Annotated in this window: 19 protein-coding genes; 3 read left to right on the forward strand and 16 right to left on the reverse strand. The window is 41.6% G+C overall.

What is annotated here, in order from left to right; genetic code table 11:
• Window positions 1–46 precede the first annotated feature (46 nt).
• Window positions 47–1,258 (forward strand): hypothetical protein, encoded by a 1,212-nt coding sequence (locus tag ACESZG_RS00855; protein WP_173704532.1) that lies wholly within the window; start codon window positions 47–49, stop codon window positions 1,256–1,258.
• Window positions 1,259–1,425: 167 nt separating this feature from the next.
• On the opposite strand, the gene ACESZG_RS00860 is transcribed toward ACESZG_RS00855, so the two are convergent.
• The 14 genes from ACESZG_RS00860 to ACESZG_RS00925 form a co-directional block, all read right to left on the reverse strand.
• Window positions 1,426–2,184, reverse strand: a complete 759-nt coding sequence (locus ACESZG_RS00860; protein WP_008703716.1) for a TSUP family transporter — start codon at window positions 2,182–2,184, stop codon at window positions 1,426–1,428.
• Between the two features lie 2 nt (window positions 2,185–2,186).
• On the reverse strand, window positions 2,187–3,983 hold the full coding sequence (gene aspS / locus ACESZG_RS00865) for an aspartate--tRNA ligase (RefSeq protein WP_022380379.1): 1,797 nt from the start codon (window positions 3,981–3,983) through the stop codon (window positions 2,187–2,189).
• Between the two features lie 96 nt (window positions 3,984–4,079).
• Window positions 4,080–5,336: a histidine--tRNA ligase gene (gene hisS / locus ACESZG_RS00870; protein WP_008703721.1), complete on the reverse strand. Its 1,257-nt coding sequence runs from the start codon at window positions 5,334–5,336 to the stop codon at window positions 4,080–4,082.
• A complete protein-coding gene (locus ACESZG_RS00875) occupies window positions 5,269–5,931 on the reverse strand; it encodes an HD-GYP domain-containing protein (protein WP_022380377.1) in 663 nt (220 codons plus the stop codon). The genes hisS and ACESZG_RS00875 overlap by 68 nt, the downstream gene beginning before the upstream one ends.
• 17 nt (window positions 5,932–5,948) lie before the next feature.
• Complete coding sequence (gene hemZ, locus ACESZG_RS00880) at window positions 5,949–7,484, reverse strand: coproporphyrinogen dehydrogenase HemZ (RefSeq protein ID WP_029676987.1); 1,536 nt, start codon at window positions 7,482–7,484, stop codon at window positions 5,949–5,951.
• Entirely contained in the window at window positions 7,456–8,085 is a 630-nt protein-coding gene (locus tag ACESZG_RS00885) for an MBL fold metallo-hydrolase (RefSeq protein WP_022380375.1), read from the reverse strand. Before ACESZG_RS00885 ends, hemZ begins: the two co-directional genes overlap by 29 nt.
• Window positions 8,086–8,149: 64 nt before the next feature.
• Window positions 8,150–10,480, reverse strand: a complete 2,331-nt coding sequence (locus tag ACESZG_RS00890; protein ID WP_008703728.1) for a bifunctional (p)ppGpp synthetase/guanosine-3',5'-bis(diphosphate) 3'-pyrophosphohydrolase — start codon at window positions 10,478–10,480, stop codon at window positions 8,150–8,152.
• 37 nt (window positions 10,481–10,517) lie between these two features.
• Window positions 10,518–11,042, reverse strand: a complete 525-nt coding sequence (locus ACESZG_RS00895; RefSeq protein WP_008703730.1) for an adenine phosphoribosyltransferase — start codon at window positions 11,040–11,042, stop codon at window positions 10,518–10,520.
• Between the two features lie 147 nt (window positions 11,043–11,189).
• Window positions 11,190–12,902 (reverse strand): single-stranded-DNA-specific exonuclease RecJ, encoded by a 1,713-nt coding sequence (gene recJ / locus ACESZG_RS00900; protein WP_008703731.1) that lies wholly within the window; start codon window positions 12,900–12,902, stop codon window positions 11,190–11,192.
• Window positions 12,903–12,983: 81 nt separating this feature from the next.
• Window positions 12,984–15,392, reverse strand: coding sequence for a protein translocase subunit SecDF (locus tag ACESZG_RS00905; RefSeq protein WP_008703732.1), 2,409 nt, complete (start codon window positions 15,390–15,392; stop codon window positions 12,984–12,986).
• Window positions 15,393–15,503: 111 nt separating this feature from the next.
• Window positions 15,504–16,871, reverse strand: coding sequence for a thioether cross-link-forming SCIFF peptide maturase (gene scfB, locus ACESZG_RS00910; RefSeq protein ID WP_008703733.1), 1,368 nt, complete (start codon window positions 16,869–16,871; stop codon window positions 15,504–15,506).
• Window positions 16,872–16,951: 80 nt separating this feature from the next.
• The gene (gene scfA / locus ACESZG_RS00915; protein ID WP_008703734.1) at window positions 16,952–17,092 is read right to left on the reverse strand and encodes a six-cysteine ranthipeptide SCIFF; all 141 of its coding nucleotides are present in this window, start codon (window positions 17,090–17,092) and stop codon (window positions 16,952–16,954) included.
• Between the two features lie 73 nt (window positions 17,093–17,165).
• Window positions 17,166–17,516 carry a TIGR04086 family membrane protein gene (locus ACESZG_RS00920; protein ID WP_368255626.1) on the reverse strand — a complete coding sequence of 117 codons (351 nt, stop codon included), beginning with the start codon at window positions 17,514–17,516 and terminating at the stop codon, window positions 17,166–17,168.
• Between the two features lie 49 nt (window positions 17,517–17,565).
• Window positions 17,566–19,071, reverse strand: a complete 1,506-nt coding sequence (locus ACESZG_RS00925; protein ID WP_368261935.1) for a hypothetical protein — start codon at window positions 19,069–19,071, stop codon at window positions 17,566–17,568.
• Window positions 19,072–19,415: 344 nt separating this feature from the next.
• Between ACESZG_RS00925 and ACESZG_RS00930 the strand changes: the two genes are divergently transcribed.
• On the forward strand, window positions 19,416–20,699 hold the full coding sequence (locus ACESZG_RS00930; protein WP_022380371.1) for an HlyC/CorC family transporter: 1,284 nt from the start codon (window positions 19,416–19,418) through the stop codon (window positions 20,697–20,699).
• Window positions 20,700–20,702: 3 nt separating this feature from the next.
• Here the strand turns inward: ACESZG_RS00930 and ACESZG_RS00935 are convergent, their stop codons facing one another.
• Both ACESZG_RS00935 and ACESZG_RS00940 read right to left on the reverse strand, forming a co-directional pair.
• Window positions 20,703–21,305 carry a YdcF family protein gene (locus tag ACESZG_RS00935; protein WP_330366472.1) on the reverse strand — a complete coding sequence of 201 codons (603 nt, stop codon included), beginning with the start codon at window positions 21,303–21,305 and terminating at the stop codon, window positions 20,703–20,705.
• Window positions 21,306–21,572: 267 nt separating this feature from the next.
• Window positions 21,573–22,337 (reverse strand): N-acetylmuramoyl-L-alanine amidase, encoded by a 765-nt coding sequence (locus ACESZG_RS00940; protein WP_008703740.1) that lies wholly within the window; start codon window positions 22,335–22,337, stop codon window positions 21,573–21,575.
• A gap of 263 nt (window positions 22,338–22,600) precedes the next feature.
• Between ACESZG_RS00940 and ACESZG_RS00945 the strand changes: the two genes are divergently transcribed.
• On the forward strand, window positions 22,601–23,587 hold the full coding sequence (locus tag ACESZG_RS00945; RefSeq protein WP_373217377.1) for an ABC transporter substrate-binding protein: 987 nt from the start codon (window positions 22,601–22,603) through the stop codon (window positions 23,585–23,587).
• Window positions 23,588–23,606 lie beyond the last annotated feature (19 nt).

Below are 23,606 nucleotides of genomic sequence, written 5' to 3' on the forward strand. Positions count from 1 at the left end.
CTGTCAAACAGTTGCACAGAAAGCACTGTGAAAGGAAAGAACACGTATGAATATAAACAAACACCTGATTCTTCTTTTCTCTGTCTTATTTTTTCTTTTTGCTGTATCTGTAAGCAGCGGCTGTTTCCGCAAAAATGAGTCAGATGTAAAGAGTGTAGTCAGAAATGAACTGGATCAGTTAAAAAATCTCGATTCAGAAACTACGCAAAAATACATACCCTATACAGAGCTGTTCCCCGATGCCACAGAGAATACTGATTTAACTGATGAAATCAATGAAACCTTTTCTCTCTTTTTCCGGAAATTTAATTACAAAATTTCGGATGTCATCGTCGGCACAGCTAATCATTCTGCCACTGTTTCTGTCAAACTGACCACAATCGATTCCAAAGTTCTTGCCAGAGATTTTAAAGCAGAACTTCTCCGGACACAGATCACAGAGTCAGCCCAGGCGCAAAAAGGAAATATCAAAGATTCTTCCAGATCTCTTGAGGCTCATTATCTGATCCTGAATCATCTTTTAAACACAAATGACTATGATACAGCTGAGACAGACTGTAACATACAGCTTGTCAATACAGGCAATGATAAAAAGGAAAAATGGAAGATCCAGCGTACCAATTCTCTGGAAGATGACCTTGTCGGCGGTCTTATAGCTGATCTGGCTGATCCGGATATTCTTTCACCGGAAGATACCCTGACTGTCTATCTTGACACTCTACAGAAACTGGATTTGAAAGAAATGACATCTTATCTGGGTGTAGTAAATATCATGAATACATCCGATACTGCAAAAAATTCCATTGCCTCAGCACTTGCTGAACAGATTCATAAAAATTTTAATTATGTCATTAAATCCAGCAGTGAAAATGGATACAATGCCACTGTTACAACTGAAATTACAACCTTTGACAGTGATTCGATCCTGGCTGATTATCAGGAAAAGCTTGATAAATATCTGGCTTCTGCTGACGCAGTTATCGATGGCTCCCAGAAACGATACGAGAAATCTTTCGAAATTCTTCTGAACAGCATCAATGATAATATCGTTACTACCGTCAATGATGTAGATTTTGTTCTAATCAATGATGGGGTATCCTGGAAGCTTCAGGATGAGGGAAATACTTTGGGAAATGCTATTTTCGGTACTTTGACAGATTCTCCTCTCGAGACTTCTGATTCTGAGGATGAAAATATTTCTGCCGATACAGATAAGCAGACAGATGATAATACTTCTACTGAAAGCAGTTCCAATTAACGATTAGTCAATCGGATATTCGCAATCCGCTTCCGCTACTTGCTCATAACCAAATAACTGCTTCGCAGTTTGGTTAAACAACTAAAAAGGCCACCATATCACAGAAATGTTCCTTTCCCGAATCATTCTATGATATGGTGGTCTTTTTAATCTTTGTCTTATTCTTTTTACATCCCCGTTATAATTTTGATAAACAGTAAAACCAGAACGATCAGAATAATCGGTCTTACGATTTTATTTCCATTTTTCATTACCATTCCAGATCCTACATAATGCCCTGCAATGGAAAAAACAGAAGCTGCAAGTCCAAGATATATGACAATCTTTCCACTAAATAAAAAAACAACTAATGCCATTATATTAGAAGAAAGATTTGCAAGTTTCATAGTTCCGGAAGCTTTCGCTACGGGAAGTTTTGCTACTCCTGTATATAAAATAAGCAGAAACGTACCAGTTCCCGGCCCATAAAAGCCATCGTAGCAGCCAACAGCCAGAGAACACACCGCACACAAAATCCACTGTTTCTTTCGGGAAATCTCTACATTGCTGTTATCATCCAGATTTTTCTTCTTCATTACATAAAACGCAACAATAGGAAGTACTGGAATCAGCATCCATTTTAATATCTTATCACTGGCAAGAAGCGCAATATGAGCGCCTGCAAAAGAACCAACAAGAGCCATGGAAATACATGGCAGTGCAACTCCCCAGTCTACAAATTTATTCTTACATAAACGTGCTGTTGAAATCGCTGTCCCAGTTGCCGAGGATAATTTATTCGTTGCTATCGCATTGTGCATCGGAACCCCTGCAAGCAGATACGCAGGCAGGGAGATCAAACCACCCCCGCCTGCGATAGAATCAACTAATCCTGCAAGGAATACCAACGGGCATACAATCAAAAACGTCTGAATTGTAAGCTCCATCCTTATTCAGTTACTTCCTCCGGTCTTACTTCCAGTTCCAGTTCTTTTAACTGCTCCTCGCTTACGCGGCTCGGAGACTGAGTCATCAGACAGGAAGCATCTTTAACCTTCGGGAATGCGATTACGTCACGGATGCTGTCAACTTTCGCCATAAGCATTACCAGACGGTCAAGTCCGTATGCCAGTCCGGCGTGAGGCGGAACTCCATATTTGAATGCGTCCAGAAGGAATCCGAACTGCTCGTGAGCAGCTTCTTTTGTGAATCCAAGTGCTTCAAACATTCTCTCCTGAATATCATCCTGATGGATTCTGACACTTCCTCCACCAATTTCATTACCGTTTAATACGATATCATATGCTTTTGCACGAACTTTTCCAGGATCTGTATCCAGAAGTGGAAGGTCCTCTTCCATAAGCATGGTAAATGGATGATGCATTGCTGTGAAACGATTCTCTTCTTCACTCCATTCAAGAAGCGGGAACTCTGTTACCCATACGAAACGATACTCATTCTTATCAAGAAGATCCATCTGCTTTGCAAGTTCCAGACGAAGTGCGCCAAGTACATCATAAACCAGTTTCTTCTTATCTGCTGCAAACAGAAGTAAGTCTCCTGCTTTACCATCCATAGCTGCTACCAGAGCATCCATCTCTTCATCTGTCATGAATTTAGCAAAAGAAGATTTTCTTGTGCCATCTTCAGCGATTGCAATGTATGCAAGGCCTTTTGCACCGTAACCTTTGGCAAACTCAACCAGTTTGTCAATTTTCTTACGTGGCATAGCGCCCTGTCCTTCTGCATTGATACCACGAACACTGCCGCCATTTTCCAACGCAGAAGTAAACACGCTGAATCCACAGTTTTTAACTACATCACTTACATCATGAAGTTCCATTCCGAAACGCATATCCGGTTTATCAGAACCAAATCTGTCCATAGCTTCCTGCCATGTGATACGCTGGATTGGAAGTTTTACATCAATATCAAGTACTTCCTTGAACAGATAAGCAAGGAATCTCTCATTTACATCAATTACGTCATCAACATCTACAAAAGAGAGTTCCATATCGATCTGGGTAAATTCCGGCTGTCTGTCCGCACGAAGGTCTTCGTCACGGAAACATCTTGCAATCTGGATATAACGGTCATAACCAGAGCACATCAGAAGCTGTTTGTACAGCTGCGGAGACTGTGGCAGACCATAGAAATGTCCCGGATGAACACGAGACGGTACCAGATAATCTCTTGCACCTTCCGGTGTACTCTTACCAAGCATCGGAGTTTCAATTTCAAGGAATCCTTCTTTTGCGAAGAACTGTCTTGTAAGCATCATGACTTTGCTCTTAAGCATAATATTCTTCTGAAGGTCAGGTCTTCTTAAGTCAAGATAACGATATTTCAGACGGATTTCATCTTTTGTCTTGCTGTTCTCTTCAATTGGGAACGGAGGTACCTCTGCTTCAGACAGAACACGAAGGGATTTTACGCGAAGCTCAATTTCACCTGTTGCAAGATTCTTGTTAACAGCGCCGCCTCTTTCTTCTACCACACCGGTAACAGCGATTACGAATTCACTTCTCAGCTTACCTGCTTTTGCAAAACCTTCTTCATCAATGCTGCCATTCTCAAAAATCAGCTGCATGATACCGGAACGGTCTCTTAAATCTACGAAAATAATTCCGCCTTTATCGCGGGCTTTCTGAACCCATCCCATAAGGACAACTTCTTTGCCGATCATTTCCTTTGTTACTTCTGCACATCGGCATGTTCTGTGCAGTCCCTGCATACTTTCAGCCATGTTTCTTTCCTCTTTTCATGCTTTCTATATTATAAGAATTGTTGTAACTATCCGGCAGTCTGCTATCTCGCAATGTTGCTGAACAGTTACGAATTATTACATTCTGTCTTTAAAGAATTCTACAAACTCTGTATAGCCCTCTGCTGTCATCTGATCTTTCTGGAATTTCTTATTCTTCTTCATAATAGAAATATTGATCTGTGTTCCGGCATTACGCTCTTCCTGAGCCTGTTTCAGAATCGTCAGCATCTTGTCTGCCGGCATATTCTTCTCGATAAGATATGCTTTCTTACCATTCTTTGTCGGGATTTCATAATTTCTCTCAAGAAGAAGCATTACGATTCTCTCGAATCCAATTGAAAATCCGCAGGCAGATGTATTGTTTCCTGTAAATTTACCGATCATCTCATCATAGCGTCCACCGCCGCCTACGCTGCCGCCAAACTCATCCATAGAGATTTCAAAAATCGGTCCTGTATAATAAGACATTCCACGTACCAAAGTCGGATCGAAAGACATCTTAAAATCTGCTGTCTTAACAGAATCTACAGTAGAAATGATTGTTTCAAGGTCCTCAGCAACCTTTGGATCCAGAACATCTTTTAATTTCTCTTTGCAGTAACGAACACCCTCAATGTCAGAAGTGATCTCTTTGAAAAGTCCAAGGTAGGTATCAATGCTCTCTTTTGCAAATCCTTCCTTCTCCAGTTCTTCTGCAACACCTTCCAGACCAATCTTGTCCATCTTGTCCAGAATGATAAACACAGTGTCAAAGCTTTCCTGTGGGAATCCACTGTACTGCGCCATCGCTTTTAAGATTTTTCTGTCATTGATGCGAATCGTAAAGTTGTGGAAATCCAGCTTTCCGAGTAACGTTGTGGTAGCAAGAACCAGTTCGATCTCAGCCAGATAAGTAGGCTCACCCAGAATATCAATATCACACTGCATAAACTGACGGAAACGTCCTCTCTGCGGTCTGTCTGCTCTCCACACATTACCCATCTGAAGTGCCTTAAAAGGAGCCGGAAGCTCATTTGCGTTGTTGGAATAATATCTGGAAAGCGGCACAGTCAGATCGTAGCGAAGTCCGGAGTCAACCAGATCACTTTCTTTCTCTGCTTCCGCAAGTTTCAGTTTCTCCCCACGTTTCAGGATCTTGAAAATAAGTTTCTCATTCTCTCCGCCCTGTTTACTGGAAAGATTTTCAATATGTTCCACACATGGTGTCTCTATAGATGAAAAGCCAAATGTTCCGTATGTTTCACGAATCATGTTCATCACATAATTACGGATTTCCATCTCTTTTGGTAAAATGTCCTTCATACCGGTTACCGGTTTCTTCTTTAATGCCATGTTGTCCTCCTCTTTTATAAAAATTCTGCCCGTCTCCATTATGAACCACTCTCTGAAACGCAAGAAAAACCTGCATATCAAAATTTTTTACTTCATCGATCATCAACTCCATAACTGAAGAAATATCAAATCCTCTTCTGTATGGTCTGTCAGAGATCAATGCTGCATATACATCGCAGACTCTGAGTATCCGGGCACCTATGGGTATGTCATCACCTGCTTTATTGGACGGATATCCACTGCCATCATAATTCTCATGATGGTACAGGATACTCTCCAATACAAAATCCGAATATCCCTGCCCTTTAAGTTCCTCATATCCCAATGTAGAATGCATCCGGACATACTTCAGTTCCTCTATCACCAGAGGATCCTGCTCCTGTCCGTTAATATAACTTGTCAGCTTCAGCTTTCCTATATCATGGAGCATTCCTGCTATTGCAAGCTCATAGCACTGTTCATGCGGCAGTCCCATCTCCTCTGCAACCGCATAAGCCAGATTACTTACCAGCATTCCATGATGCAGTTCAGAAGCAAGGTCAAATTCCAGAATCCTCTGCTGTGAACCTGCTGCTGTCTTTTGTACTGTGTCCAAAATGTTACCTCCACATCCTACAGCCAGGTAGCTATTGCTGTCCGTTTTCTCTCGATCATCTCATCAATGCGGGAAATATAATTAGAAACGTCTTTTACATTCTCCACACGCTCAATTCTCTGTCCATGGTCAAAGACCAGCTTGGAAGAACCGCCTGCCCCCAGTGCGATGATAGGCTGTTTTTCCTCCATAATCAGTATATTGTAAATTCCCGCTTTGTCAACCTTTGCATAGCCAACATTTTCAAAATTTCCCTTCATATTCTTCTGTCTATACAGATAATAAGGGCCCATTCCCATTTCATATGCGGTTTTCATGGTCAGATCCATAATCTCCTGATTATTCTCAAAAGACATTTCCTGATATTTCTCTTTAAAAATATTCAGCCTTGCTGCACGTTTCACTGCCAGTGAATGTACGGTAATACTGTCCGGTGCCAGTTCACGAACCTGTTCAAGAGTCCGCTCTACCATGTGAATATCCTCACCCGGGAGTCCTACGATCAGATCCATGTTAATGTTATCGTATCCCAGCTCTCGTGCCAGATGAAACGCTTCTTTTGTCTGCTCCACAGTATGTCTGCGGCCGATAATATCCAGGGTTTCCTGATTCATAGTCTGTGGATTTACGGAAATTCTTGTTACCGGATACTCCCTGATCGCCATCAGCTTTTCACGTGTAATACTGTCCGGTCTGCCGGCTTCCACAGTAAACTCTGCCAGTCCTTCATAGCCAAAAGCTTCTCCCACTGTATCCAGGAGCTTACGGATCTGATGTGGAAGCAGTGTAGTCGGGGTACCGCCGCCAATATAGATGGTGTCCAGTTTTCTTCCCTTCATCATAAGAGCAGTCTCTCTTACCTCACGGCAGAGAGCTTCCACATATTCATCTGTTCTCTTCTCCCACACTTTCAGCGGATAGGAGCTGAAGGAACAATACAGACAGATACTTGGGCAAAACGGGATTCCAATATAAAGGCTGTATCCATTTTCATAGTCAATATCCTTCAGAATCTCTCTTTCCCTGTTTGCAATAGTGATGGCAAGCGCTGTTTTCTGCGGACTCACCAGATATCTCTCACGCATCTCCCGGGCTGCTTCCGTATTTTTCATTCCGGATTCGATCATTCCCATTGCCAGTTTGGCAGGACGTATTCCTGTCAGATTTCCCCATGGAAGAGTTCTGCCCGTCAGTTTTACCAACAACTGATACAGAGCATATTTGATATTATCTTTATTCTCTTTTCTCAGAGCATGAGCATCCTGTATTCCACAGCCTGCATTCTCTTTAGAAAGTATGTCTGCGGAAATTACCCCTTTTTGCTCTGTTTCCTGTTTCGACAGATTCTCTGTCCTTTCGTATTTTATGATATAACTGTCATTATCCCGTTCCACACTGAAGCGGAGGTCATACTCTGCTTCACCATTTTCATAAAGAGTATGTATCTCCGCTTCGGGATAAAACGCTTTGATCAGTTCATAAACATCATGTTCAAAATCTCTGTTCTTAAACAGAATGCCTATTTTACACAAATGGATTATACCTCTTTTCATAACCAATAGTGGTAGATGCATCATGTCCGGGGAAAACCTCGGTCTCTTCAGGAAGCGAATCTACCAGTTTATGGAGACTTCTCACAATTTCTGCTGTACTTCCACCCGGAAAATCCGTTCTTCCAACAGAGCCATAGAACACTGTATCACCGCTGAACAATACACCTTCATCTTTCAGATAATAACAGCAGCTTCCTTTGGTATGTCCCGGTGTATGGATCATCTGAACGGAAAATCCCGCCAGTCTGATAACATCCAGATCCTCCAGAAATACATCCGGCACAATAGAACATCCCTGTCCATAATGTACAGTCATATTGATCGAAGGTTCGCGGAGCATCTCCTCTTCCTGACGACAGGCATAAATCGGAATATTATATTTCTCCTTTACTGCCTGTGCAGCCAGAATGTGGTCAAAATGTCCATGGGTAAGAAGAATCGCCACCGGTTTTCCATTCATCCGGGAAATCTTCATTTCAATCTTCTCCGGACAATCTGCGGGATCAACAATGATCAGTTCTCCGGTTTCTTTATTCTTAAGGAGATAGCAATTTGTATATACAGGTCCTAATATACATTTCTGTAATTCTAAATTCTTCATGTTATTCCTTTCTGTCAATCTGCAGCAGTTCCATAAAATAATGTTCCAGCAGATTTTTCCATGATCAGCCTGTAGTTCTCTCTACGTCAATGACACTCTCTACCTGACGGATCTTCTCGATCAGGGAACGCAGTTCCTCTTTGCTTCCAATCTCAAAACTCATGGAAATAGTTGCCTTCTCCTGCTTGCTTGTACGGCTGTTGATACTTCGCAGGTCGATCTTACGTTCTGTAAATATTTTAGAAAGATCCACAAGAAGCCCTGTACGGTTATTTGCATAAACCTGAATCTCAGCCATATACTTCTCTTTTTCCTTGGTATCAGGCTGCTGCCATTCCGCCTCGATCAATCGTGTCCTGTCCGTCTCAGACATATTCAGCACATTGACGCAATCTGTACGATGGATTGTGATTCCACGTCCTCTTGTAACAAAGCCTACAATCTCGTCACCCGGGATCGGATTACAGCACTTGGAAAAACGGACTGCCACATCATGGATTCCTTTTACCACAATTCCACTCTTGCTCTTGGCAATGTGAAGCTTCTCCTGTGTCTCAGAAGCAGCCTCAAGAACCTGCTCATCTGTCAGATTCTTCTTATTTTCCTTATCATAAGCCTCTACCAGCTTATTGAAAACCTGACCTTCTTTCAATCCGCCATGACCAATTGCAGCAAGTACTGAATCCCAGTCCCTGAAACCATATTTACGCAAAACAGCCTCCAGATACTGGGTTTTTGTATAATTTGCGATCTTAAATCCCTTTGCACGCGCATACTGCGCAAGCATCTCCTTGCCCTTAAGGATATTATCTTCTTTTAATTCCTTCTTGAACCACTGGTTAATCTTGTTCTTTGCCTGAGTACTCTTAACCAGTTTCAACCAGTCGCGGCTTGGTCCCTGAGAATTCTGTGAAGTAATGATTTCAATACGGTCGCCGTTTTTGATCTCATATTCAATCGGAACCAGCTTACCGTTAACTCTGGCACCTACCATCTTATTTCCGACTGCACTGTGAACACTGTACGCAAAATCCACCGGTGTAGAACCGCTTGGAAGTGTTTTAACATCTCCCTGTGGAGTGAAACAGTAAACACTGTCCGCAAAAAGATCCAGGTCATTCTTCAGAAGACTCATGAATTCTTTGTTATCAGACATGTCTCTCTGCCATTCCAGAATCTGACGCAGCCAGTTCAGTTTCTCTTCCTCACTCTTACCTACAGGAGCCTTTCCGTCAGACGACTCCTTATATTTCCAGTGTGCAGCGATACCATATTCTGCAGTTCTGTGCATTTCATAAGTACGGATCTGGATTTCAAAGGGCTGTCCGTTGGGTCCGATCAATGTGGTATGCAATGACTGATACATATTGGGTTTCGGCATGGCAATATAATCTTTAAACCGTCCCGGAATTGGCTTATACATCTCATGGATCACACCAAGGGCAGCATAACAATCCTTCACTGTATCTACAAGAATACGGACAGCAAATAAATCATAAATCTGATCAATAGTCTTATCCTGATTTACCATCTTCTTGTAGATGCTGAAAAAGTGTTTTACACGTCCGTCCACCTGCGCCTTAATATTGGCATCATCCATATGTTTCTTAACTTCTTTTACAATCGCACCTACAAACTGTTCTCTCTCGCTTTTACGCAGGGCAACCTTATGCACCAGGTCATAATATACATCCGGCTTAAGGTATTTCAGCGACAGGTCATCCAGCTCTACCTTTATCTTGGAAATACCCAGACGCATGGCAATAGGAGCATAAATATCCATGGTCTCTCTGGCCTTTTCCTGCTGCTTTTCAGGACGCATATACTGTAAGGTACGCATATTATGAAGACGGTCTGCAAGCTTGATCAGAATAACTCTGATATCCTTAGCCATGGCAAGAAACATCTTTCTGAGGTTCTCTGCCTGAACTTCTACTTTATCCGCAGAATAAGATAACTGTCCCAGCTTGGTAACACCATCCACAAGAAGTGCAACCTCTGAACCAAATTCCTTCTCAACTTCCTCATAGGTCATCCAGGTATCTTCAACTGCATCATGAAGAAGACCTGCAACTATCGTTTCTTTGTCAAGTTCCAGATCTGCCAGAATGATGGCAACACACAAAGGATGAATGATATATGGCTCTCCAGACTTTCTCTTCTGTCCTTCATGAGCTTCACTTGCAACCTTATATGCCTTCTCTATCATGGAAATATCTGTTGATGGATGATACTTCAGAACACTGTTTATCAGTTCTTTATAAAGCACCTCCGGACTTGTAAAATCATGCATGGTCTTTACTGCCGCATCTGCTCTCTTTACAGATTCCAGCTTCTCTTTTTCAACCTGCATTTCATCTTTTTTTGCTTCTGTACTTTTTGTTATCTCTGTCATATGCTCCCACCTGCCTGTCCTGCACAATCAGCTGTGCTTATTTACCATCATAACAAATTACAGACGCTACATCATACCCATTCAGTCTTTCGCGTCCCTTTAAACCTGCAAGTTCCATGAGAAATACAACCTTGACAACCTCACCGCCAAGCTGTTCCACCAGCTTGATCGCTGCTTCGATCGTACCGCCTGTTGCGATCAGATCATCAACGATAACCACTTTCTGACCTGGTTTTATGGAATCTTTATGCATTTCAATCTCTGCACTGCCATATTCCAGATCATAGCTTACAGATACTGTTTCGCGGGGAAGTTTACCTTTTTTACGAATCGGTACAAATGGTTTATGAAGATTATATGCGATCGGTACACCAAAGATAAAGCCTCTGGACTCTGTTCCTGCAATCACGTCCACATCTATATCCTTAAGACAGTCCTGCATGGAGTCGATTGCCAACTGCAGGCCATCCGCGTCCTGCAGAACACTTGTAATATCTCTGAAAATAATCCCCGGTTCAGGAAAATCCGGTATACTTAATACATAATCTTCAATTTTCTTCATTTTATTTCTCCTCCAGTGTGTGTTATATTGCTGTTCGCTCATAAATATTTTATAGTATATCACCTTTTTATTTCAGAATCAAGTTACTGTTAAGCCCTGACATTTGTATTTCCAGGCTTACCGGCGGTTACAAACCAAGCGGTAATATTAACAGTAATTCTGAATAATAATCTGAAGACTCTCTCGTCCCCTGAATCTGTTGATCTCCGGATAATAAGTAACAGAAATACTGTCTTTTTCCCTGATAAAGTTCACAAAATCCTCTGCTTCTCCGAAATAAATGCCTTCCACTGAAATCCCCTGCGGATCGAGAAGTTTTAGTTTTACTACATTTTTATTTTTCCCGATAATACTGTGATCAAGCACTCTGAGATTTTTCTGCGCAAAGACCGGTTTTGTATTCCCTTTTCCAAAGGGTTCCAGAAGCGAAATCTGTTCTACCAGTTCTTTTGTAATATAAGACACAGGCATCGGCACATCAATCACGATCTTAGGACGCAATTCTTCGTCCGTCAACGTACAGTTGACATTGAGGCGTCTCCGGAATTCTTCTATATTTTTTTCTTCTATAGACAGACCTGCTGCCATCGGATGACCTCCAAACTGTATCATCAGGTCTGCACATTTTACCAGTTCTTCATACATAGAGTAACTTTCTATTGATCTTCCGCTTCCTTTTGCACTTGTCTCACCGCCCGTCAATACAAAGGCCGGCCTGTGATATTTTTCCCTGATCCTGCCTGCTATAATACCGGCAAGACTTTCATGACAATCCGGAAGATAAACTACCAGTACTCTGTCATTTTTCAGCTCTGTAGTCTCTATAATCCGGATTGCCTCTTCTTTTCCTTTCTCAGTGAGAGCTTTTCGGCTCTGATTAAGAGCTGTAAGATCTCCGGCAAGCCTTGCTGCTTCTTCCTTTGTTTTTGCATTGAGAAGTGCAAGAGAACGGGCAGCTGTATCCAGTCTGCCACTGGCATTGATACATGGTCCCAGCACAAATCCGATATGATAAGCTGTGATTTTAGCATCTTCCAGAGAATTTGCTCGGATCAGTTCCTGCAATCCTTGATTTTTGGTATTTTTCAGACGGCACAGCCCTTCTTTTACCAGAATCCTGTTCTCTCCCTGAAGATCCATAACATCTCCTACTGTTGCAATAGCCGCCAGTTCATAATAATCTTCCAGCTCCTCTGCCGGAACACCAAATCTCTCGTAAAGTGCTGCAATATATTTAAAGGCCACCACTGCCCCACACAGGTTTTTATTCGGGTATGGACAATCATATTGTTTCGGATTCAAAATCGCATCTGCCGGCGGAAGCACCATCTGGCGTTCTCCCTTTTCCTCCCTGTAAGGAACCTCATGATGATCTGTAATAATCACTGTCATTCCCTTATCCTTTGCCATCTGGATTTCAGCAGCCGCAGCAATTCCATTATCACAGGTCACGATCGTATCGATCCGGTCCGTTTCCGCTCTTTCTATAAGATGTGCATGAATCCCATATCCGTCTGCAACTCTGTCCGGAATATAAGTATCCACATCTGCTCCGATCCTCGCAAGGCCTTTCATTAAAATGTATGTAGAGGTCACACCATCAATATCATAATCACCAATAATACGGACTTTTGCTTTCTGCGATATTTTTTTCTCCAGGATATCTACAGCTTTTTCCATATCCTTCATCAGCCAGGGAGAAGGAAGCTCTTGTACTGTTCCTGACAGATACTCTCTTATCTTATCTTCTCCGATCACATCTCTGTTCCTGATCAGTCTCGCAATCACCGGATCAATATGAAACTGTTGACCGATCTGGTTAAAATCTGCTCTTTTTGCTGCTATTACCCATTTCTCCATATATTTTCTCTCCTCATAAAAATATCCCGGAGTTTTACCCCGGGATATTTCTGTCTGCCTGTTTTTCAGACAATTATTGTTTTATTCAGCATCATCATTCTGCTGTTTTTTAGCTGCTTCTTCGGCAGCCAGACGTTCAGCTACTCTTTTTCTGTTTTTCTTCTTTGGCTGAGTCGGATCTTTCTGTGATACATCACGTGCTTTCTTCGGCTTTGAAGAGGACTTTGCAGATGCGGAAGCTGCAGCAATTGCCGGCTGTCCTTTTCCTGCAAATTTCTTTTTCATCACATACCACAACGCACCTGTAATACATACAGAAGAATATGCACCGACAAGAACACCAACCATCAGAGGTGCTGCAAATTCACGGATAGAAGAAACACCCATGATATAAAGAACAGCTACCATAACAAAAGTTGTAAAAGAGGTATAAATACTTCTTGTAAGAGTCTGAGTGATACTTGTGTTTACAATTTCTGCCAGTTTTTCTCTGGAACCACTGTGAAGGTTCTCACGTATACGGTCAAAAATAACGATTGTAGCATTGATAGAATAACCTACGATTGTAAGCATGCAGGCAATAAATGTATTACCGACAGATACTCTGGCAATAGCATAGAATGCAAGTACAACCAGAACATCATGCAGAAGCGCCAATACCGCACTGCTTGCAAAACGGATGTCTTTAAATCTGAACCAGATATAAAGAAGCATACAGATTGTAGCTACTATAACGGCTACGATCGCATCACGACGCATTTCACTACTTACTGTAGAAGAAATACTTTCTGTGGAAATCGTGCTGTCATCTACACCAAATTTCTCAACCAGTGCACTCTGCAGAGCTTCACGTTCGCTCTGATTCAGAGAACGTGTCTTGATCACAACCTGATTTGTTCCGACTACCTTTGTAGGCTGAACATTTTTATCTCCTGTCACCTCTTCTACAACAGGAGTTACTTCAGAATCAATGGTCTTAATATCCATATCTTCATTAAATGTAACAGTCGTAGAAGTACCGCCTGAGAACTCAAGGCTGTAATTTAACGCTTTGTTTCCTGCATGCGAATTAGCAAACATCGCTGCCGGACCGCAGAGGATCAGGATAATGGAAATAGCAAAAAATACTTTCTTCTTTCCAAGGAAATCAACTGCCTTACGTTCTTTTGCAGATCCGTAGAATTTCGGATCACGTACACCAACTGCATAAAGTGCATTTACAATCAGTCTGGATACAACCAGTGCTGTAAACATGGAGATCACGATACCAAGGGCAAGTGTATAAGCAAATCCCTTAACAGTACCTGAACCAAGCCACATCAGCACAAAGGCTGCGATCAGTGTTGTAATATTTCCATCAAAGATTGCAGAGAAAGCTTTGCTGAAACCGGACTTAATAGAATTCCTTACTGAAACTCCTGCACCAATTTCCTCTCTGATTCGGGCATAAATAATAACATTGGCATCCACCGCCATACCGATACCAAGAATAATACCCGCAATACCCGGAAGAGTAAGAGTAATATCAAAGGCATTCAGCGTGATCAGCATTAATGATGTATAAAGAATCAGTGCGATACCTGCAACTACACCAGGTACGCGGTATGCAATGATCATAAAGATAATAACGATGATCAGACCGATCGCACCTGCAAGAACACTTGTAGAGATTGCTTCTTCACCAAGCTGTGCAGCTACAACACTGGAACGAAGTTCTTCCAGTTCCAGTCCCAGAGAACCGATACGGATATAAGAAGCAAGGTTCTGTGCTTCTTCCAGGTCAGACATTCCGCTGATCTGTGCTTTTCCGCCGGAAATCTCTTCATTTACATTCGGAGCACTGATAATGTTATTGTCATAGACGATAGCGATCTGCTTGCCTACATTATTCTTTGTAGCTTCTGCAAATTTTGTTTTACCACTGTTTTCTCCATCAGAAGTAAGAGTAAGACTTACCACATATTCCTTTGCACTTGTGTTCTGATTCTGGATCGCACCACCCTGGGCATCTGCTACATCAGAACCTTCCAGAACAACACTTCCGGATTCCTTGATCTCATCCATAGTTCTGGAGAGAACATATCCATCCTGTCCTGTAGTAAAGTTCTGGTTTCCGTCAGCATCTTCTTTTGTGATGAAATACAGGGAACCTGGTTTACCCAGATCATTCAAAATAGTATCTGCATCTGTAACACCAGGAATTTCAACTGTAATACGGTCTGATCCTTCCTGGTATACCTGAGCCTCAGTACTGTACTGCTCTACACGCTTCTGAAGCTTGTAGATCGTATCTGACATCTCTTCGCTTGTCGGATTGCTCTCCTTAGCCTGGTAGGTAATGCTGACACCACCGGCAAGATCAAGACCCGTGTTGATATGTTTTGCTGCACCGGTTCCGGTAGGACCGATACCTACGGCTGCAGTAAAGCAAAAGAACACAGTCAGGATCAGTGTCAGAAGCAGCACTACGATTCCTTTACTTTTCTTCATAGTTCTTTTCCCTTCTTGATTTTTTGTCCGCGGTCATGTTCATCCGCCTGCCAGCCATTTTCTGTTATGATAACAGCCGACGGCGGTATCAGTCAGACAGATTACTGCCCACTAATCACATGCCAGTGCGGCTTTTATCATGATGGCGCACTCCACACGTTTTCTCTGGAGTTCGCATCCGATTTCATAATTGCCTTTGATATCTCCCTGGAAATGGAATGCATTTGCCGCACATCCGCCACTACAGTAGAAACGTGCGAAGCAGTCTTTGCAGTCTTTCTTTGTGTAAACGTTGCATCCGCCGAATTCCTTCTGGATTTCCGGCTTTGTGATGCCTTCGTCTACATTTCCCATGAGATACTGTTCTTCACCAACAAACTGGTGACATGGGTAAAAATCACCCCAGGGTGTTACAGCCAGGTACTCTGTTCCTGAACCGCAGCCTGACAGTCTCTTGTATACGCAAGGGCCACCTGTAAGGTCGATCATAAAATGGAAGAAGTTAAATCCTTTTCCCTCTTTCTCTCTTTTAATCATTTCTTTTGCAAGAGTATCATACTCTTCCATGATCTGGGGGATATCCTCCTCGCGGATCGCATATTCCTCCGTATCAGCCGCAACTACAGGCTCTACAGAAATCTGTTTGAATCCAAGATCTGCCAGATGAAGCACATCCTTGGAGAAATCAAGATTATGGTGAGTAAAAGTACCTCTTACATAATACTTGTCCTGATTTCTGGATTCTGCAAACTTCTGGAACTTCGGCATGATCAGGTCATAGCTTCCTGCACCTTTTCTGAATGGACGCATGTAGTCATGTACTTCCTTACGTCCGTCCACACTGAGTACAACGTTGCCCATCTCTTTATTGCAGAATTCCATTACTTCATCATTCAGAAGAACTCCGTTTGTTGTTAAAGTGAAACGGAATTTCTTATTGTGAAGCTTTTCCTGCTCTCTGCCATATTTTACCAGATCTTTTACAACCTGCCAGTTCATCAGCGGCTCGCCGCCAAAGAAATCTACTTCCAGGTTTTTTCTGGAACCGGAGTTCGCGATCAGGAAATCAAGAGCTTTTTTGCCGACTTCATAGGACATAAGAGCTCTTCTGCCATGATATTCGCCTTCTTCGGCAAAACAATAACGGCAGGCCAGATTGCAGTCATGAGCAATGTGCAGGCACAATGCTTTTACAACGGTCTGCCGGTTATTTGAAAATTCTTCAATTACATTCTCATAAACATCTTTTGTAAAAAGCATTCCATCTTCTTTCAGCTTATTACATTCTCTTACAGATGTCTCAATATCTTCTCTGTTATATTTGTTTTCCAGTTTCTCTGCAATAGCTTCTGTGCCAAGGCCCTCTTCCAGATATGGAAGAACCTCATATGTAACCTCATCTACCAGATGGATGCATCCACTGTTGATATCCAGTACAATATTAAAGCCATTGCTTTTATAACGGTGAATCAGACTCATTTTACTAAAATCCTTTCTAAGCGTAAGATAAGCAGCGGAATAAAAGTTCCGCTGCTTATCTCATTTCTCCATAGCTGATCTTATTTCTGCTCGCAGCTCTGGTTTCCTACTGTACAGGAAGTTTTACATGCGGACTGGCAGGAAGTCTGGCACTCGCCACATCCACCTTTTTTTACAGTGTTCTGTAAATTCTTTGTATTCAGGGTTTTGATATGTTCCATAACTCTATCCTCCTTATGTAATTATATTCTTGGCATAGTATATCATATATCTTTTCATTTTAAAAGCTTTTTTTTACGACAGCATTCCACCCAGTGTTCCACCGCCTGTGCACATAAAAAATGTTGTAACTGCATGAGCTGCACTCATATCCCAGCCGCCTTTTGCCATAACAGAGACAGTCAACAGTAATACATAGTAAGCCAGGCCTGTGATAACACCCCACAGATATTTGTCTTTACACACAATTTTGCCGGCCATAAAGCCTCCCATGAAACATGCAAGTACATAAATTATAATAATCCCCGCATCTACAGCTGTTTCTCCCAGATCAAAAGCAAACAGTACCAGGGCCAAAAGCAGTAATGCCACTCCTGTTAATGCATATGCAAATAATAGTGATTTCAAAATTGCTCTGACTTTCATTGTTTCCCCTCCTGTTAAACTATATGGGGGAGGAATCAGTGTTATTCTTTTATTTCTTTCTCTTTTTTATAAATACAGCCACACCGGCGATCACTGCAGCTGCCACAAACAGTATCACAAACGGCATAATTGATGTTGTATCTCCGGTATTTACTGTATTGTTATTTTTCACAGCTTTATTTTCCGTTGAATTATCATTCTGATCAGAAGAAGAACCATTATTGCTGTCAGAACTGTCATTCATAGATACTGTATTGTTCTTTCCGGAATCAGAGCTCTGACTGTCGGAGGAAGCCGGTGCAGGAGTTACCGCATCTGTATCGTCCGTATCATTCCCCGCATCAGGTCCTACTAATTGTCTGCTTCCTGCAATTCCAAATGGACTGAAAGAATGTGTGCTGAATACCATAATACCATTCTCTACACTCGGAATAATCGTCTCAGTTGCCCCGTTATCCAGGAGATGTTCGATAGTATACTGATATCCGGATTTTACCGGCACAGTGACACTGATATAATCTCCATTAGGGATCTCATATTCTGTATTATTCTTAAGATCCCAGAGTTCAAATTCATAAGACTGGAAAATCATTGCATCTGATTCATTGGTAAACTGATAGCTGTCACCGCTTGAAACTCTGAACTGTACATACCATGGAAGATTAACTCCGCTTACTGTAATACCGTCGCAGGTATGATTAAGTGCGGCCCTCTCTTCTTTTTCTTCATCAGAAAGAGAATCCTCTGCATCTGTAGGACGGTCATCCTTATCGTCCGGCAGAACAGGATTATCAAAGATATTATCATCTGCGCCATCTTCATCATCTTTCTTCGTATCTTCTTTATCCTGTGTCATATCATCTGCAGGTTCCAGCTTACCGGTAGTTTCTGTATCTTTATCCGTCTTATCTGCATTGCTGTTATTATCTTTGTTGTTTTTATTATCTGTTTTATCTTCTTCAATCTTATTCTCTTCATTGTCTGTATCAGTTTTATTATCCTGATCTGATTTACTTTCCTTATCTTCTTTATTGTCTGTATCAGCGTTTTCATCTGCGGCAGGTTTTTCTGACGAAGTTTCAGGCGTTTCTGTTGAATCTGCATTTTCTGTTGGATCTGTTTTACCTGAGCCTTCTGTCTTATCAACATTATCACCATCCGTAATACTATTCACTATTACATTGATGTAACCGACAACCGCGCCGCTCTCCGGATCCCATCCATCCACATGGCTTAAATCCTGCCCTTCTGCCGGTATAAGAAGTACCTCACAGCTCTGTACACGCTGTGCAGGAACGAAACTTCCATCTGCCCATTCAAAAGTTCCATATTCCGTTGCCGGAAGTTCTACATCCGCAAGTTCTACAGGCTTATCAAGCGTGATGTTGTCCGGGATCAGAGAAGACACAGTATTCTCCTGTGACTCAGCCGCACTGACCTGTCTTGTTACACCCGGTATATTATTTCCTGCAATCAAAGCCGCTGTTAAAGCCGCTGCCGCCAAAATACCCGTTCCTTTTAATTTATTTTTTCTTATTCTTATATTATTGGACATATCGCACCTCTATATTTATATTCGATTCTTATGTTTCCTGATAATCATTTTTTTACTTTCAGCCAAATATCAGTTCTCTTTTTACGTAATACAATAATATTACATATCTGTATATTATCAAACTTTTATCATTTTGTAAATATTCTGTAATGTTTTTTTTCATTTTAATCGAGTGAATTATAACACAAATCTTACTTTTTCGACAGTCCTCTTTTAAATTTTTTTATACTATCTTTGAACCAAAAGCTTTTTCTTGATTTTTTATATGAAATCATGTATATTTTGCTTAAATGTTTTATGATATGATTCAATCAATAAAGATAATCAAAAGGAGTGAATAAATCTTGGATTCAAGTATTGCCTTTCAGGCGGTGGCGATTCTGATACTGATCGCACTTTCTTCATTTTTTTCTTCTGCGGAAACCGCTATGACAACCGTAAATAAGATTCGGATACAGTCTCTTGCCGAGCAGGGCAACAAACGTGCTGTTATTCTGGAAAAAATAATTTCCAATTCCCCAAAGATGCTCAGTACCGTATTAATCGGAAACAACATTGTAAATATGTCTGTTTCTTCTCTCATGACTACACTCACCATAAAGATTCTGGGAAACGCATATGTAGGAATCACAACCGGCATCCTGACTCTGCTGATTCTCATTTTCGGTGAGATAACCCCCAAAAACCTGGCAACAATTCATGCTGAAAAATTGTCCCTGGCCTATTCAAGAATAATATACGGGCTTATGATTCTCCTTACTCCCGTTGTTTTCATTGTAAATAAAATAACAGAAGGTGTACTGGTCATTCTGCATGTTAACCCGGACGAAAAGGCAAATGCCATGACTGAACATGAACTGCGTACCCTCGTCAATGTAGGTGAAAAAGACGGCGTCATTGAAAACGAAGAAAAACAGATGATCTACAATGTGTTTGATTTTGGCGATTCAACTGCAAAAGATGTCATGATTCCCAGAATCGACATGACCTTTATAGATATCAATTTTTCCTATGATGAACTTATGGCGGTCTTCAGTGAAGATATGCATACCCGTTTTCCGGTTTATGAGGACAACACTGATAACGTAATCGGTATTATCAATATGAAAGATCTTCTTGTTTATCCAAAGGACAAACCTTTTTCAATCCGCAACATCCTGCGTGAGCCTTATTTTACCTATGAATACAAAGCTACAGCAGACCTGATGATTGAAATGCGTAAAGCATCCGTCAATCTGGCAATCGTTCTGGACGAATACGGTGCCACAGCGGGTCTGGTCACATTGGAAGACCTGTTGGAAGAGATCGTAGGTGAGATTCGCGACGAATACGATGAGGATGAAGTCGAAGATATTAAAGAAATCCAGCCTGAAAGAGAATATGTTGTTCAGGGTTCTGCCAAGCTGGATGATATCAACGAAGCCCTCCATATTAATCTGGAATCTGAAGATTATGATTCTATTGGCGGATATATTATTGAACAGCTTGACTGCCTTCCCAAAGAGGGTCAGTCTGTCACACTTGAAAGTGGCATCCGCCTGGTTGTTGACCGTCTGGACAAAAACAGAATCGAACTTGTCCACATCTGGCTTCCCGAGAAGAAAACTGAAACAGAAGAACAGCCGTAACTGTCATCTCTCCAGCATCAGTGAAAATTGTTTCACGATTCTGGAGAGTTCTCCTGTAACCGCATCAATTCCTTCTTCGTTCTTTTTCCAGTTTTCTCTGGTAATTCCATCTGCATTCACAGGCACCACATAAAATTCTGTTTTCGGATACAAGAGCTGATAATACATCAGACATCTTCTTGCATGGTAAGATTTGCAGCACAAAATCGCTCTTTCTATTTCCAGTTCTGCATGATCTGTCACCTGTCTGGAATAAATTGCGTTCTCATAAGTAAAGGTTGCCTGGTCTTCTTTCAGGATTTTCTGATCCGGAACTCCGTTTTTTATAAGAACATCCCTGAGAAATTCCCATTCTGTTCCATATTCCTTATCATATACATTGCTTTTTTCAAGAACGCCTGAAAACTTTCCATTTACTACACTGTATTTTCCACTGGGCAGAATCCAGTCCGCCATCCCTTTCTTAAACAATTCTGCTGCTTTTTCCGCCATCTGCGGATAACCATTTCCAGGGACAAAAATAATATCAGATTTTTCCGGCTTGTTTTCTGCAAAAATAAACTCTTCTGAACTTTTTAAAAATTTTTCATATACGTCATTCATCATTACTAACTCCTCGTTATCTGTTTTTTCTACAGCACCTCTCAAATAATGCGTTTGTAACAGTCCAACAAAAATTCACGCTCTGATGAACCGGAACAATATGCATTATTTACGAAGATTTCTATAGATAGATACAGTGTACCATATTTTTTCTATTAACGTACAACCAAGTTAATTCTTAAAACTATGTCCCCCACTGCTTATGTTACTGTTCACTCTGTTCACAGCAACACGCTTCGCGATGCACAGACTTCCAATATTTCCAGAAGGCTATTTTGTCACAATAACCGTACTGTAACCATCATCCCTCAGTCTCTGCTCCATATTTACTGCATTACCAATCTGCTGATAGGCACCTGTCTGAACTTTATACAATCCGTTTTCATGTAACATAAAAGAGGGATAACCTTTTTCCAGTAACTGATATAACATACGGTCCGCATTCTCTTTTTTTCTGAACGCTCCAGTCTGCACTCTGTAATAAAGCGGTTCCTGCACTGTTTCCTCATCCAGGCTTCCAAGAATCGCATCTGCAATTCCCTGAGCTATATCGCTAAACTTGTTATCAAACAGTTTATTATCTTCTTCGGAATTGATAAATCCGGTTTCTATTAAAAGAGCCGGCATCCTGGTTCGTCTGAGGACCACAAGTCCCGGCCGCTCTTTTACACCGATTTCGCGGAATCCCACTTCTCCCAGAGCTCCCAGAATATTCTCAGCCATCTGATATTTAATCCCGCTTTTATCATAAATCAAAACTTCCGCTCCATTATACTGATTTTCCTTTGGGCTGCTGTTTCGATGAAATGAAATAAAGTAATCTACTCCTGCCTGATTTGCAAGCTGTGCCTTCTCAAAAGGTGTCTGATAGACATCACCGGTACGGGTATAAGAGATGTCAATCCCTTTATTTTTTAAAATCTCACCTACCGCAAGAGCAAGTTTAAGATTGTCATTCTTTTCCTGTCTTCCCTTATATACGGCTCCCGGATCCTGACCTCCATGTCCGGCATCCAGCATGATCGAATATGCCATGACGACACTCTGCTTTCTTCATATACTCTTTATACTATATGAATTAAAAATATAATTGTGCAGGTCGCTTGACTTTTTTACACTAAAGCGTTATACTTTAAAACGTCACAGTCGAATAACTCGATGACATTATCCGAATCATTTACCAGTACTGCTTTCCCTACAGAAAATCATTCGGATTCAGGTAAGTTTTATATTATCAAATAATAAACGCAATTCTTACCTGACTTAATTTAAACATTATATTAGGAGGATATATCATTATGAAAAGAAAAGCATTAGCAATCACTCTTGCAGCAGCCATGGCTATGGGAACCTGCGCAGTAACAGCAAGTGCTGCTGACGGAGACAAATATACAATCGGTATCTGTCAGCTTGTGCAGCACGAAGCTCTCGACGCTGCGACACAGGGATTCAAGGATGAAGTCACCAAAGAACTGGGAGAAGATGCAGTTACCTTTGACGAGCAGAACGCACAGGGAGATTCCAACACCTGTTCTACAATCATTAACAGCTTCGTTTCCAATAATGTTGACCTGATTCTTGCAAATGCAACTCCTGCTCTTCAGGCAGCTGCAGCAGGGACAAGCGATATTCCGATTCTTGGTACTTCTGTTACTGAATACGGTGTTGCACTTGGACTGGATGATTTCAACGGGACTGTGGGCGGAAATATTTCCGGAACTGCAGACCTTGCTCCCCTTGATCAACAGGCAGCAATGCTCAATGAACTTTTCCCGGATGCAAAAAATGTAGGTCTTCTCTACTGTTCTGCCGAAGCAAACTCTCAGTATCAGGTAGATACAGTAAAAGCTGAACTTGAAAAACTCGGATATACATGTGAATATTATGCATTCTCTGACTCTAATGATCTCTCTTCTGTTGCTACAACAGCAACTGACGCAAGTGATGTAATTTATGTACCGACAGATAATACAGTTGCTTCCAACACAGAGATCATCAACAACATCTGCCTTCCGGCAAAAGTTCCGGTAATCACAGGCGAAGAAGGTATCTGCAGCGGATGCGGTGTTGCGACACTTTCCATCAGCTATTATGACCTTGGTGTTACAACCGGTAAGATGGCTGTTAAGATTTTAAAGGACGGTGAAGATATTTCCACAATGCCGATCGAATATGCACCAAACTTCACAAAAGAATATAACAAAGATATCTGCGAAGAGCTGGGCATCGAAGTTCCGGACGATTATGTTGCAATCGGTGAGGCTGCTGAAGACACTGCCAAATAAATCCGGTCAGACAGTTGAA

The sequence above is a fragment of the Blautia sp. Marseille-P2398 genome, assembly GCF_964240315.1.
GTDB lineage: Bacteria > Bacillota > Clostridia > Lachnospirales > Lachnospiraceae > Blautia_A > Blautia_A wexlerae.